Source organism: Burkholderia savannae, assembly GCF_001524445.2.
In the GTDB taxonomy this organism is placed as follows: domain Bacteria; phylum Pseudomonadota; class Gammaproteobacteria; order Burkholderiales; family Burkholderiaceae; genus Burkholderia; species Burkholderia savannae.
The window spans coordinates 3588300-3602063 of sequence record NZ_CP013417.1 but is presented as its reverse complement, the minus strand read 5'-3'; the positions used below and the strand labels follow the sequence as shown (position 1 = coordinate 3602063).

The following is a 13764-nucleotide window of genomic DNA, read 5'->3' as shown; positions in this document are numbered from 1 at the left end:
CAGTCACGTTTGGTTGTCGCATTGCGCAGAACAGGGGTGGGACCATGAACACCATGCTTTATCCGGAACTTTACAAGTCGCTCGAAGCCGTCCGCTGGGACATGGAGAAGGACATCCCTTGGGACAAGTTCGACGCATCGCTCCTGAGTGACGAGCAGGCGAGGACGATCAAGATGAACGCGATCACCGAGTGGTCGGCGTTGCCCGCGACGGAGATGTTCCTGCGCGACAATCACCACGACAGCGATTTCTCCGCGTTCATGAGCGTGTGGTTCTTCGAGGAGCAGAAGCACTCCCTCGTGCTGATGGAATATCTGCGCCGCTTCAAGCCGGAACTGATGCCGACGGAAGAGGAACTGCACGCGGTGCGCTTCGAGTTCGATCCGGCGCCGCCGCTCGAGACGCTGATGCTGCACTTCTGCGGCGAAATTCGCCTGAACCACTGGTATCGCCGCGCGGCCGAGTGGCATACCGAGCCCGTCATCAAGCACATCTACGAGACGATCTCGCGCGACGAGGCGCGTCACGGCGGCGCGTACCTGCGCTACATGAAGAAGGCGCTCAACAACTGCGGCGACGTCGCGCGCGCGGCGTTCTCGAAGATCGGCGTGCTGATGGCGTCGGCGCGCCGCACCGAGAAGCCGCTGCACCCGACGAACCTGCATGTGAACCAGGCGCTGTTCCCGCGCGACACCGTGCAGTCGCGCCTGCCCGATCCGGAATGGCTCGAGCGCTGGCTCGACGAGCAGATCCGTTTCGACGGCGAGTGGGAGAAGAAGGTCGTCGACCGCATCCTGCACAACCTGTCGGTGCTGTTCGAGCGCACGTTCGCGACCGCGCAGGAACTGAACCGCTATCGGAAGGAAGTCACGGCGCGCCTGCAGGCGCAGGGCGGCCCGGCCGCCGCGCAGCCCGCGTAACCGCTGCCGCATCGCGCGACAAGCCCGCTCGCAGGTTCGGCGGGCTTTTCTTTTGCCGTTTCGCGTTGCAGCCGGCGTGCGCCTGGTGCGACGCGGTTTGCCCCGTTCATCCCGACCAACGAGTTTTCCGACCATGCCCGCTTCGTTCGAACGCAAGCTGATCACCCGCGACGCGCTCGCCGCCTTGCGCGCGTCGCTGCCCGCGCCCGTCGTCTTCACGAACGGCGTATTCGACATCCTGCATCGCGGCCACGTCACCTATCTCGCCGACGCGAAGGCGCTCGGCGCATGCCTCGTCGTCGGCGTGAACAGCGACGCGTCGGTGCGCATGCTCGGCAAGGGCGACGACCGGCCGATCAACGTGCAGGAAGACCGGATGGCGCTGCTCGCCGCGCTCGAATGCGTCGACTGGGTCGTCGGCTTCGACGAGAAGACGCCGGTGTCGCTGATCGAGGCGGTGCGCCCCGACATCCTCGTGAAGGGCGGCGACTACGACATGGACGCGCTGCCCGAAGCCGCGCTCGTGCGCGGCTGGGGCGGGCGGGCGCTGGCGATTCCGTTCGAGCACGATCGCTCGACCACCAAGCTGCTGAAGAAGGTGCGCTCGCAGTCGAACGGCGACTGATCGACGCTTCGCGCGGCCGGCGTCGCGCGCAGGGGCGCGCGGGCGGCTCGACGCTGCGTCACGGCGTCAGTGTGCGGCCGAGGCGTTCGGCTGGGGTTGGGCCGGCGCTCGAGCCGGCGGCGCCGCGGCCGTGGCCGTGGCCGTGGCCGCGGCGGGCGGCAATGCCGGTGCCTGCGTCGCTGAACTCGTCGCGGCGCCGGACGCCGGAACGGACATCGGGCCGGAAGTCGGGCCGAGCGCGTTCAGCGGCGCGGTGTCGAGCGGCGGCGACACGATCGGCCCGCCGATGATCGGCTGATCCGCTGCCTGCGACACGGGCGCAACGCGCAGCGCGTCCGGCCGCACCTGCAGCAGCGCGTGGCCCGGCTCGCGCGGGCCCGCGGCGGGCATCGGGCCGAACACGCCGCGCACTACCACGAACGCGAGCATGTTGGCGAGAAAGAGAATAGAGATCAGCCAGCGCAGCATCGTCAATACTCCCGAGAATCGTTCCGTTACCGTCAATCCGCCGCGCATCGCATCGCATCGCGGCGCCGCGCCGCTTCGCGCGCGAGCGGCTTGCGGGCCGCTCGCGCGCGCGGCCCGCGTCACGTCGAATGCGCGATCAGCGCGAGGCCCGTCAGCACGAGCGTGTCGTGCCGCGTATGCGGGACAGTCAGCGCGCGCACGATCGCCTCCGCCGCGCCGCCCGACAGCACGAGCCGCACCGGCGCTTTCCACGCTCGTTCGAGATCGCGCCACGCGCGCTCGATGAGCCCCGCCTGCGCCTGCAGGCAGCCGGCGGACAGCGCATGCGGCGTGTCGATCGCGAACGGCGCGTGCGCGTCGTTCGCGGCGACTTCGTCGAGCAGGCTCGTCGCGGCGTCGATCGACACCGTCGGCAATTGCGCGGTGTGCATGCCGAGCGAGCGCATCATCAGCGCCCAGCCGGGCGCGATCAGCCCGCCCGCGAAATGGCCGTCCGCGCGCAGCGCTTCGAGCGTCGTGGCGGTGCCGAACGTCGCGATCAGCAGATGCTCGCCCGGGAATGCGGCGTGCGCGCCGATGAGCCCCGCCCAGCGGTCGCTGCCGAGGCGCGAGGGCTTCGCGTAGCCGTTCGTCACGCCGCATTGCGCGGCGCTCGCGCGGACGACGGTGCGTGCGAGCGCGGGCCAATGCGCGTCGATCAGCGCGTCGATGCGCGCGGCGGCCGCGTCGCCCGCGACGTTCGAGATCCACGCGCCGCTCGGCGCGGGCAGCGTCGACCAATCCGGCGTGTCGTCCGCGTGCTCGAACGCGCCGCTCGCGACGAAATGGCGCGCGCTGTCCGCGAGCGCCCATTTGACGCGGCTGTTGCCCGCGTCGATCAGCAAGCACAAGCCGCTCATCGGCCGCTCCCCGGCGCGCGCAGCGACACGTCGCCCGCCGCGATCGCCTGCCGGCCGGCGGGCGTGTCGAGCAGCAACTGGCCTGTCGCGTCGATGCCGGCCGCGACGCCGCGCGCGAGCTCCGCGCCGCGTTCGAGCAGCGCGACGTCGCGGCCCGCGTAAGCGTGCAGCGCGTTCCAGCGCGCCGTGAACGGCGCGAGGCCGCTCGTCGCGAACGCGGGCAGCGCGACGGCGAGCGCGTTCAGCGCGGCGGCGAACGTGTCGGTGAGCGTCGCGCCGGGGCGCACGGCGGACAGCGCGACGGGCGGCAGGCCGCCCGCGAGCGTCGCGTCGCGCGCGCGCAGCGCGTCGATTTCGGCCGCGGCGGCATCGGCCGCACGCACGTTGACGCCGAAGCCGATCACGACCGCGGTCGCATCGTTCGTGTTCCAGACGGTTTCGATCAGGATGCCGGCGAGCTTGCCGACGATCGCGGTCTCGCCGCCTTGCGTCGACGTGACGAGCAGGTCGTTCGGCCATTTGAGCGCGATGCGAGGGGCGGCGGCGGTTGTATCGGCGGTTGCGTCGGCGGTCGTGTCGGCGCGTTGGCGGGCGGCCGGTTCGGCGCGCGCGCCGGTCGGCATTTCGGCGAACGCTTCGGCGAGCGCGACGCCCACGGCGAGGCTCAGGCCCGCGAGCTCGCCGACGGGCCGCGGCAGCACGCACGCGATCGAGCACAGCAGCGCGTCGCCCGGCCGGGCGAACCACGGGCGGCTTTGCCGGCCGCGTCCGGCCGTCTGCTCGTACGCGACGCGCGCGATCGGCGCGGCGAGCGCGTCGCGGCTGCGCGGCAGCGATTTCAGCTGCGCGGCGAGGTCGGCGTTGGTCGAACCCGTCGTGTCGACGATCTGGATCGACCATTCGCGGGCCGCGGGGGCGAGGCGCGCATCCACGCGTGCGCGGTCGATGCGCGGCCCGTCGTTCGCGGGCGTCGAGAGGTGAGGGGCGGCATTCATGGCGCGTATTGTAGCGACAGGGTGTCGCGCGTGGCTTTCCACGTGACCGACGAGGGCTTCGGATCGACGGCGTTCGAAGCGCGCGGGCGCGATCGAGTTGCCGCGACGCCGCGCAACGCGGCGCGCCGAATTGCGCTGCAGCCGCGGGCGAACGCGTTTCGCGACGGCCTCGACGCACGGATCGACAAGCGCGGCGCGCTGCCCGACGAGGTTCGTGCGCTCATCAAAGCCCCCGGCGCCGCGGCCAACAGGATCGAGCAAGGCGGCGGCCAACCGAAGGACGGCGTGAACGCGATTCGCGGCGTGACGGCGATCGCGCCGGGCGGTGCGTCGTCGTCGGCGCTGAAAAAGCACATTTGATGAACAGGCTCGGGCCGTATCGGCGCGCGCCGTCTGTCGATGAATGGACGGCGCGGCGCATTTGCGCCGATGATTCGGCGTCCGAGCGTCCGAACGATTCGGCGATTCGGGAACGCGGCGGCTCCGCGCTTCGGCGAAGTAGGCGGCGCGGCGCTTTGGCCCTCCGGCGCTCGGCCTCGCGCTCGCCGGCGCGCGCGATCTCGCGCCGCGCGACGACGGTATGCGCTGGCGCCAAACAGCCGCGCACGCGCCGCCGATCGGCGGCGCGGCCCGGCGCCGCGTTCGCGTGCCGGCCAGGTGCGTCGCGCGATGCGCCCGGCCGGCAACGGCGAAACGGCGCGTCAGACGATTCGCGGCTTGCCGTCCGACGTCAGCGCTTGCGCCTGGCGAGCGCCGGCGCGCGTCGCGGGATCGGGCCGCGGTGGGTCCTCCCGCAGCCTGTCGAGACGCTCCTCGATGTCGCCGTTGCGCAGCCTGTCGAGGCGCTCCTCGAGGTTGATGTCGCGCAGGTTGCCGTCGGCGCGCTGCAATTGCCGATTGAAGTTGTCGGCCCAGATCTGATGCGCGCGCTCGGCCGCGGCCCGCTCGATCCCCCGCCTCGCTTCCTGTTCAGCCTGCTGTCGCGCCGCCTGAGCAGCCTTTTCCTCGGCCGCGCGACGCGCGGCGTCGCGCGCAGCCGATTCGGCGCTTTCGCGCGCGCGACGCTCCGCTTCCTGCTCCGCCTTGCGCTGCGCCTCCCGCTCCGCCTGCTGCTGCGCGTCGCGCTGCGCAGCGCGCATCGCCGCGTCCTTCGCCGCGCGCTCGGCCTGCAGCGCCGCCTCGGTCTGCGCCTGTTTGCGCGCGACCTGCTCGGCCGCCGTTGCCGCCTGCGCCTTCACCTGCGACGACACCGCCTCGCCGACCCGATGCTCCGCGCCGGACGCCGCCTCGCGGCGCGCGTCGTGCAACGCGACGCCCGGCGCCGCCTGCCCGGCCTCGCGACGTGCGGCGAGATTCGAGAAGCTCTGTTGAATTCGCGCCATCTTGTCGACGAAGAAGCGATCGTTCATCACGTGGCGCACGAGCGCCTCGCTCGCGACGCGAATCGCCTTGTCCTTGTCGACGAGCCCGGAATAATCCTTCGCCCGTTCGACCGCGCGCATCACGATATCCTTCGCCTGGCTCGATTCGAGACACCGCTTCAGCGCATCGGCTTCCTCCGTCTTGTTCTCGACGAACACGCCGCTGTCGAGCATCGCGCGGATCAATTCGGCGCGCGTTTCGTGCCGCAATGCGTACTGCGCGCCGTCGAGCGCGCGTCGCGCGCTGTCCGCGACGTCCTCGAACGCGCGCGTCGCCTCCTTGAGCGCCTTCTTCTCGGCCTTGAGCGCCGTTTCGACCGTCGCCTTTTCCGACTTCGTCGCGCTCGCGCGCGGTTGCGCCTTGAGCTCGGCGAGCCGCTGCTCGAATTCGTCGACGCGCGCCCGTACCGCGCCGACGCTCGCGCGCGCCGCGTCGAGCCGCTGCGCGAAGCGCGCCTTGACGGAGTCGCCGCTCGCTTGCATGCGCTGCCCGAACTGCTCGTGCAACGCGCGCAGCAGCGACAGATGCGCGTCGCCGAGGCTCGCCCGCATGTAGTCGGGCAGATTCAGGCCGTGCGATTTCAGGCGCTCGTTCAATTGCGACTGGAGCTGTTCCTGCGCGCGTTCGAGCATCGTCTGCCGATGTTCTTCCGCGGCTTTGCGCTGCGCGATCTGCCAGGCCCGGAGCTTGATGTTTTCGAGCCGCGCCTTCACGCTGTCCTTCGACGCCGCGGCCGTTTCCGGCAACGGCTCCCGCAGGCGGCCGACCACTTCGTCGAACTGGTTCTTGATTTTGCCCGTCAGCTTGTCGAGCGCGGCTCGGTCGCCCGGCCGCGCTTGCGCGGCCTTGTCGTCGAGTTCCGCGAGCAACCCCTTCATCGATGCGAGCAGTTGCGGATGATTCACGCCGTGGTCGAGCACGGCCTTGTAATAGCCCGGCAGCTTGCCTTGCAGCAGCCGGCTCAGGCCCGACTTCTCGTGATCCGGCGAACGCAGCAGTTTCGCGACCTCCCGGGCGACCGCCTGACTGTCGCTGTCGGTCACGACCGCCTGCAGCAACTGCAGGTACGCGTCGTTCAGCTCGATTCCCGCGCCGCGCTCGGCCGAAGGCCGGTCGGTCAGACGGCGCGCCAACGCCGCGCCGATCTCGAATTCGCCGTACTGATTCTTTTGCGCGAGCCTGCGTAGCGCCGCGCCGCCCTGCGGATCGCGTGAACCGCCGAGCGCATCGATCAGCGCGCCCGCCAGACCGGTCACGGGCTGCGCCAGTTGACGCGCGCGCGCGTCGATGGCCGATTCGGCCGATGGGGCGGCGGCCGCGGCGCTCCCGGGCGCGGCGGCCTGCGCGGCGGCACGGAAATCGAGCGGCGTGAACGACGCCAGCAGTTTGTCCGCGAGACGCTCCCCTGACGCGTCCGACGCCTTGAACGGCTGGCTCGTCGGCAACGGCCGGTGCGCGGACGCCGTCGCCCCGGCATCCCCGGCTTCCGGCTGCGGCGCGCTTCGGTCGCCCGACGGCGCGCCGCCGTCGAGCTTCGCGCGCGGATTTTCGCCCGCCGCCTGCTTCGTCGCGCTCGCGTCGCCGGACGAGCCGGCCGCCTCGCGCAGGCTGTCGGACGCCTGCGTGTCCGTCGCGAGCTTGTCCGTCGCGCCGATCACGCCCGATGCGACCTTCGCCGGCGGCTGCGGAATCGCACCGGCGGCGCCGGCGACCGCGCTCGAGATCGCCGCGCCCGACGCCGCCTGCTTGATGCCGTGATCGACGCGCTGCGTCGCGTCGGCCGCTTGCGCGACGCCTTCCGGCGGCGTTGTCGCGCCGGTCGCGACCGCGCGCGCGATCGCGCCCGTCGCGCGCCCGGTCTTCGCGTACTGCTTCCACGCGTCGAGCTTCTCGCCTTCGAGCAGCGCGAGCGAACCGTCGCCGTTCGCGTAGGCCGACCTGATGTCGGCCTCGCGCATGTGTCCGGACTGGATCATGAACCCGATCAGATTGCCGCCCCAGACTTTCGGCCGTCCGCCGAGATCCGTCGTGAAATAGTTGGTCTTGTAGTCGGCGTCCGGATAAAGCGTCCGATAGACCTTGTGCGCGAAGTAGTCGGTCGCGAACTCGTCGTAGTTCCAGTTGGAATTGATGCCGGCTTCCTTCGTCGTCTGCTGAAAGCCCGTGTGATCGTGCGAAGCTACGGCGCAGCAGGATCGGCAGGGATTCGTCGATCAGCAGACGGCAGAGGCCCTGCGAATCGAAGTGCAGGCCGGGCAGGCCGAGCCGCTGCGCGAGCTCGGCGAGCAGCGCGTCGGTCGCGCCGTCGTGCGGGGAGGGCGCGGACGCCGAGCGGATGCCCGGCGGGAGGTCGGAGAAACGGACGGTCATGAGTGTCGTGTGGAACAAGGGCTTCGCGTAAACGGGGTGGCTCGCCGGAAGGCAAGCGCGGCCGAAATGCGTGGTTCGGCCGCCATGCGTATTCGTACACGATCGTCTCGCGCGCCTCTTTTTGAATTCGTCGATCGCTTCGTTTTTTGGGGGGCGGAGTTCGCGCGGCGGGCAGCGCGATCGGCTGGGCGGAGGGGCGTAAAGCGCGCGTGCGCGCCTGCGTGTTTGCGCGTTCGTGTGTTCGCGTGGCGGCAGGCGCATCCGCCGCATCCGCGCGACGGCGGGTTCCCGTGGCCCGCCGCCGCGCCCGTTCAAGGCATTCGTTCGATCAAGGCGCGAGCGCCGGGTGCTTGAGCGCGTGCGCGGCCTCGATCCATTGCGCGTGGAACGCGTCGGGGTCGCGCGGCAGCCCGAGTTCGCCGTTGCGGTACGCGATCGCGAGCGTTTGCACCGCTTCCGGCAGCTCGCGGTCGGCGGCCTGCCGGTACAGCGCGAGCGCGCGCGCCTCGTCTCGGCGCACGCCGCTGCCGTCGCGGTACGCGTTCGCGAGCATGAATTGCGCGGCCGGTATGTCGTGGCGGGCCGAGAGCTCGAACCAGCGGGCCGCCTCGGCGGGATCGGCGGGCGTGCCGTAGCCGCTGCGGTAGATGAGGCCGACGTAGTACGCGGCGTTCGGATCGCCCACGGCGGCGAGCGGGCGCAGCATCGCAAGCGCGCGCGGGTAGTCGCGCGCGGCGCCGCCCGTGCCGAGCAGCCATGCCTTGCCGAGCGCGAGGCGCGCGTCGCGCACGCCGGCGCTCGTCGGCGCGCTGCCGAGCGGCGCCGCGCGCGCGGCCGTTTCGAGCCAGCGCATGCCTTCGTCGCGCAGCGCGAGATCGCGCGAGCCGACGAGCGCGAGGCCGAGCGCCGACTGCGCGTCGGCCGAGCCGCGCTGCGCGAGCGCGCGAAGGCGGCCGAGCGCGCGCGGCTCGGCCGCCTGTTCGACCATCGCGCGCCATTCGTCGAGCTGCGCGCGCGTGACGGACTGCGCGCCGGGCGCCGGATGCTCGAGCCGGTCCGCCACGGCGACGCCCGCCGCCAGCGCCGCCGCGACGGCGAGCATGCCGACGGGCGACAGCGTCGCGCGCAGCAGGCGCTGCCGCGGCGACGGGCGCGGCGCGTCACCGGGCGGCGTCGTGACGCGTGTCGAGATCAGGTTCTTGGTTGCATTCATCATCGAAGTGAGTCGGTTTCATGGTTGGCGAGCGGGGCAGCGCCCGGCGCTCCAGGGGCGCGCGGGGCGCGGGCGGTGCGGGCGCGGCGAGACGGAGTGAGCGAAGCGAGGGGGCGAAACGAGGGAGCAAAACGAGAGAGCAAAACGAGATGGCGAAGCGCATGCGGCGAGGCGGCCGGTTCGCACGCACCGGCGCATGGCGCGCATCGCGCGGCGCTCGATGCGAACCGCATATCGCCATCGCATTTCTCATTTCGCATTCGCACTTCGCATTTACACTTTGAACCGCGAACCGCGAACCGCGAACCGCGAACCGCGAACCGCGAACCGCGAACCGCGAACCGCGAACCGCGAACCGCGAACCGCGAACCGCGAACCGCGAACCGCGAACCGCGAACCGCGAACCGCGAGCCGCACGATTCGCGCGTCGCGGTCGCGCGAATCGCGGCCGCCGTCGGCTGCTTCGCGCCCGTCCCGGTCCGCGCCCGTCCCGCCCCTCGCGCTTCGTCATTGCGTCAGATCAATCTCGTAGGTCGCGAGTCCCTTGCCGGAGCCATCGTCGGCCGCGATCTGCGTGATGCCCGCGACGCCTGCCGCGTTCGCGAGCGCGACGAGGTTCGGCGCCGACGCGAACTGCACGTGCGCGACCGACCCCGCGAGCTTCGTGAAGCGCCAGCTCCGCTGCATGCCGTCGGCCGCGCGCGTGAGCTGGCCGCGCTTCTTGATGTACGCGATCAGCACGTCGCGGTTCGCGTCGGGCGACGCGAAGATCGTCTTGCTGCCGTCGAGGCCCGGGAAGTTGCCGCCGCCGCTCGCGCGATAATTGTTCGTCGCGACGATGAACTGCGCGTTCGGATCGATCGGCGCGCCTTTGTAAGTCAGGTTCCTGATCCGGCTGCCCACCGCCTGCGTCACGTCGATCTCGTAGCGCAGATCGGCGGACGTGAACATGTCGAAGTTGTAGCCGGGGAAGCTGCTCACGAGCTTCTGCGCGGTCGCCTTCGTCGGATCGATCGTGTTGAAGCGCTTCGCCGCGGTCTCGAGCCAGTTCCTGATGTCGGCGCCGCTCACCTTCACCGCGTAGACGGTGTTCGGGTACAGATAGAGATCGGCCGCGTTGTTGATCGCGAGCGCGCCCGCCGCGACGTCGGTGAAGTCCGTGCCGCCGCCGAAGCCGCTCTTGAACGGCGCGCTCACCGACAGCACCGGCAGCGACGCGTACTGCGGCAGGTTCGCCACGACGTAGCTCGCGACGTAGTCGGCCTGCGCCTCGTTGACGATCTGGATCGCGCCGGGGTCGCCGACGTCCGCGAAATAGCTGGTCATCCGGTAGTCGGTGCCGCCGATCGGCGTCTTCACGTAATCGATCGTCGCCTGATGCTCGGCCGCGATCGCCGCGGCGACGGACGGGTCCGCGTCGACGTAGCTCTTGTCCGGATTCTGGATCGAGCGCGCCTCGACGGTCGTCTGCGATGGGTCGACGCTCCACTTCTTGCCGTCGAATGCGAGGCCGAGCTTGATCACGCCGAGATGCTTGCCCCAGTAGTTCGCCATCACGGTGGGCACGCCGTTGACCGTGCCCTTCGCCTTGTCGACGCCCGGCAGGTTGAACTGCGCGATCGTGCTCGCCGCGTCCGGGAACACCTGGTGGGAGTGGCCGATCAGCATCGCGTCGATGCCGGGCACGGTGGACAGCCACCAGCTGCCGTTTTCCATCGTCGGCGAATACGGCGAGTTGTCGAGGCCGCCGTGCGAGATCGCGACGACGAGGTCCGCGCCCTTCGCGCGCATTTCGGGGATGTACTTCTCGGCCGCTTCCTTCAGGCCCGTCGTGTAGACCTTGCCGTCGAGCCAGCGCTTGTCCCAGCTCATGATCGCGGGCGGCGTGAAGCCGATGATGCCGATCTTCACGGGCGCCGTGATCGCGCGGCCGTCCGGCGCCGTCGCGGCGACGGTCTTCGTGAGGATCGTGTACGGCGTGAAGAGCGGCGCGTTCGTCTTCGCGCTGATCACGTTCGCGAGCACCTGCGGGAAGTTCGGGCCCGCGCATTTCTTCTGCTGCGCCGGGTCGGGCAGGCCGTCGACGGCGAACGTGTTGCCCGTCACCTGCGACAGGTACGGCAGCCCGTAGTTGAATTCGTGATTGCCGATGCCGCCGCCGTCGAATTTCGCCGCGTTCATCACCTTGTAGATCGCGAGCGCGCTGCCGCACGGCACGGGTTTCACGAGCGCCTGATAATCGGCGAGCGCCGTGCCCTGGATCGTGTCGCCGTTGTCGAGGAGGAGCGTGTTCGGATACTGCGCGCGCGCCTGCGCGATCAGCGTCGCGACGCGTTCGAAGCCGAGCGACTTGTCGGCGGCGAGCTTGAAGTAATCGTACGACAGCACGTTCGTGTGCAGATCGGTCGTCTCGAGCACGGCGAGCGTGGCCTTCGCGCCGGCGGGCGTGGGCGCGCCGGACGAGGCGGGCGGCGTCGAATCGACGTCATCGTTGCAGCCGGCGACGAGCGCCGCGCATGCGACGAGGGCGGCGGCCGAGAGCCGCCGGCGAAAACGCGAGGGGAAGGGCATCGGGATTGTTCCTGTTCTGTTTCCGTTGAGCCGGGGATGGCGTGAGCGGCGCATGCGCCGGCGGCCTGGCATCCAGCGCGTGAGAGTATCGAAAGGAAACGTGACCGAAGAATGAAAGCGCTTGGACGGCCAACCGGAAGGCGCGCGGAAAGCATACCGGAAGCTTGCGCGGCGCGGGAGCGGCCGGCGCGGGCCGCGCGCCGCGTGCGCGCGCGACGCCCGGCCGCGCCGCGCGCGCGGGCGAAACGAGACTTCGCGCGGCGAAGCGGTTCGCTACAATGGCCTCTGTCACCGTTTTGCGAAATCGCCCTTTGGACTTCCAGACACCTCCCGGCCTGTCGGTCGATGCCGGCAGCCAAGGTTCGACCGTGCGCCTGTCCGGCCAGTGGACGGCGCTCGCGCTCGCGCGCGACCGCGGCAACGTCGCGCGCCGCATCGCACGGCTCGCGAAGGAGCCGGTCGGCGCGTGGGATCTGTCCGGCGTCGACCGGCTCGACCACGTCGGCGGCCAGGCGCTCTGGCGCGTGTGGGGCCGCAAGCTGCCCGCCGGGATCGCGCTCACCGACAATCAGCGGACCGTGTTCGAGCGCATCGAACGGCTCGACGAGAGCCGCGAGGCGCCCGAGCCCGTCGTGCGGATCGATCCGGTCACGCGCTTCGGCCAGGGCCTCTTCACGTTCGGCGAACACCTGTACGGCGGCATCGCGCTGCTCGGCGGCCTGATCGTCGATCTGCTGTCGGTGCTGCGCCGGCCGCGCACGATGCCGTGGACCGAGATCTCCGCGAACGTCTACGCGGCGGGCGCGAAGGCGCTGCCGATCACGGCGCTCGTCGCGTTCCTGATCGGCATCGTGCTGTCGTATCTGTCCGCGCAGCAGCTGCAGCTCTTCGGCGCGAACCGCTACATCGTCAACATCCTCGGCCTCTCGGTGATTCGCGAGCTCGGGCCGGTGCTGTCGGCGATCCTCGTCGCTGGCCGCTCGGGCTCCGCGATCACCGCGCAGATCGGCGTGATGCGCGTGACGGAGGAGCTCGACGCGATGCGCGTGATGGGCATTCCGCACGGCCTGCGGATCACGCTGCCGCGCGTGCTCGCGCTCGGCGTCGCGATGCCGCTGCTCGTGATGTGGACCAACATCATCGCGCTCGCGGGCGGCGCGCTCGCCGCGAAGTTCGTGCTCGGCATCGACCTGAACTTCTTCGTGCGCTCGCTGCCGTCCGTCGTGCCGATCGCGAACGTGTTCATCGGGCTCGGCAAGGGCGTCGTGTTCGGGATGCTGATCGCGCTCGTCGCGTGCCACTTCGGCTTCCGGATCAAGGCGAATTCGCAGAGCCTCGGCGAAGGGACGACGACTTCCGTCGTCACGTCGATCACGGTCGTGATCCTCGCCGATGCGGTGTTCGCGATCCTCTTCCAGAACGTGGGGCTCGGATGAACGCGCGCGACGACGATTTCGTGATCGAGGTGCGCGACCTGACGAAGCGCTACGGGCGCAACGTCGTCCACGAGCATCTGGATTTCGACGTGCGCGCGGGCGAGATCGTGTCGATCGTCGGCGGCTCGGGCTCGGGCAAGACGACGCTCGTGCGGCAGATCCTCGGCCTCGAGCGGCCGAGCTCCGGCACGATCGAGGTGTTCGGCCAGGACACGTCGAAGATCGACGCCGACACCGCGCGCGTGATGCGCAGCCGCTCGGGCATGCTGTTCCAGCACGGCGCGCTGTTCTCGTCGCTGACCGTGTTCGACAACGTCGCGCAGCCGCTGCGCGAGCTCGGCCGCGTGCCGGAGGATCTGCTGCACGACATCGTGATGCTCAAGCTCGAGATGGTCGGGCTGCCGTGCAAGCACGCGTCGAAGATGCCGGCCGCGCTGTCGGGCGGGATGGTCAAGCGGGTCGGGATCGCGCGCGCGATCGCGCTCGAGCCCGAGCTGCTGTTCCTCGACGAGCCGACGGCGGGGCTCGATCCCGGCGCGTCCGACGAGTTCGTCGAGCTGATCGCGACGCTGCATCGCACGCTCGGCCTGACCGTCGTGATGGTCACGCACGATCTCGATACGATGGTCGCGCTGTCGACGCGCGTCGCGGTGATCGCGGAGCGCAAGGTGCTCGTCGCCGCGCCCGTCGAAGACGCGGCGGGCGTCGATCATCCGTTCATCCGCGAATACTTTCTCGGCCGGCGCGGACGCCGCGCGCTGCAGGCGCTGCCGCCCGCGCGGCGCGCGCGCCTGCCGAAGGCGGCGCTCGAACCGGCGCCTTCGGACGCCGAGCTTTAGTACGAA

Annotated in this window: 11 protein-coding genes; 5 read left to right on the top strand and 6 right to left on the bottom strand. The window is 70.5% G+C overall.

All coding sequences use genetic code 11. The annotated features are described in order from the left end of the window. The first annotated feature begins 44 nt into the window (after positions 1-44). Positions 45-920: a ferritin family protein gene (locus WS78_RS17635; RefSeq protein WP_038747145.1), complete on the top strand. Its 876-nt coding sequence runs from the start codon at positions 45-47 to the stop codon at positions 918-920. A 133-nt stretch (positions 921-1053) separates the two neighbouring features. Next, positions 1054-1545, top strand: coding sequence for a D-glycero-beta-D-manno-heptose 1-phosphate adenylyltransferase (gene rfaE2 / locus WS78_RS17630; RefSeq protein WP_038747148.1), 492 nt, complete (start codon positions 1054-1056; stop codon positions 1543-1545). 66 nt (positions 1546-1611) lie between these two features. Here the strand turns inward: rfaE2 and WS78_RS17625 are convergent, their stop codons facing one another. The 3 genes from WS78_RS17625 to WS78_RS17615 all read right to left on the bottom strand — a co-directional run bounded on the left by WS78_RS17625 (position 1612) and on the right by WS78_RS17615 (position 3907). Further along, entirely contained in the window at positions 1612-2013 is a 402-nt protein-coding gene (locus tag WS78_RS17625; RefSeq protein WP_059584395.1) for a hypothetical protein, read from the bottom strand. Positions 2014-2132: 119 nt separating this feature from the next. Next, positions 2133-2912, bottom strand: a complete 780-nt coding sequence (locus WS78_RS17620) for a type III pantothenate kinase (protein WP_038747153.1) — start codon at positions 2910-2912, stop codon at positions 2133-2135. Then, the gene (locus tag WS78_RS17615; protein ID WP_059584311.1) at positions 2909-3907 is read right to left on the bottom strand and encodes a biotin--[acetyl-CoA-carboxylase] ligase; all 999 of its coding nucleotides are present in this window, start codon (positions 3905-3907) and stop codon (positions 2909-2911) included. The genes WS78_RS17620 and WS78_RS17615 overlap by 4 nt, the downstream gene beginning before the upstream one ends. On the opposite strand from WS78_RS17615, the gene WS78_RS17610 reads away from it, so the two are divergent. Continuing rightward, on the top strand, positions 3890-4267 hold the full coding sequence (locus WS78_RS17610) for a hypothetical protein (RefSeq protein WP_157131157.1): 378 nt from the start codon (positions 3890-3892) through the stop codon (positions 4265-4267). The two genes, WS78_RS17615 and WS78_RS17610, sit on opposite strands and share 18 nt — an antisense overlap. A gap of 341 nt (positions 4268-4608) precedes the next feature. On the opposite strand, the gene WS78_RS37640 is transcribed toward WS78_RS17610, so the two are convergent. The 3 genes from WS78_RS37640 to WS78_RS17585 form a co-directional block, all read right to left on the bottom strand. Next, entirely contained in the window at positions 4609-7305 is a 2697-nt protein-coding gene (locus tag WS78_RS37640; protein ID WP_226377161.1) for a coiled-coil domain-containing protein, read from the bottom strand. A gap of 722 nt (positions 7306-8027) precedes the next feature. Continuing rightward, positions 8028-8915 carry a tetratricopeptide repeat protein gene (locus WS78_RS17595; protein ID WP_038747156.1) on the bottom strand — a complete coding sequence of 296 codons (888 nt, stop codon included), beginning with the start codon at positions 8913-8915 and terminating at the stop codon, positions 8028-8030. A 504-nt stretch (positions 8916-9419) separates the two neighbouring features. Then, positions 9420-11483, bottom strand: coding sequence for a bifunctional 2',3'-cyclic-nucleotide 2'-phosphodiesterase/3'-nucleotidase (locus tag WS78_RS17585; RefSeq protein ID WP_059584321.1), 2064 nt, complete (start codon positions 11481-11483; stop codon positions 9420-9422). 311 nt (positions 11484-11794) lie between these two features. Between WS78_RS17585 and WS78_RS17580 the strand changes: the two genes are divergently transcribed. After that, positions 11795-12919, top strand: coding sequence for an MlaE family ABC transporter permease (locus tag WS78_RS17580; RefSeq protein ID WP_038755306.1), 1125 nt, complete (start codon positions 11795-11797; stop codon positions 12917-12919). Beyond that, positions 12916-13758: an ABC transporter ATP-binding protein gene (locus WS78_RS17575; RefSeq protein ID WP_059584324.1), complete on the top strand. Its 843-nt coding sequence runs from the start codon at positions 12916-12918 to the stop codon at positions 13756-13758. Before WS78_RS17580 ends, WS78_RS17575 begins: the two co-directional genes overlap by 4 nt. Positions 13759-13764 lie beyond the last annotated feature (6 nt).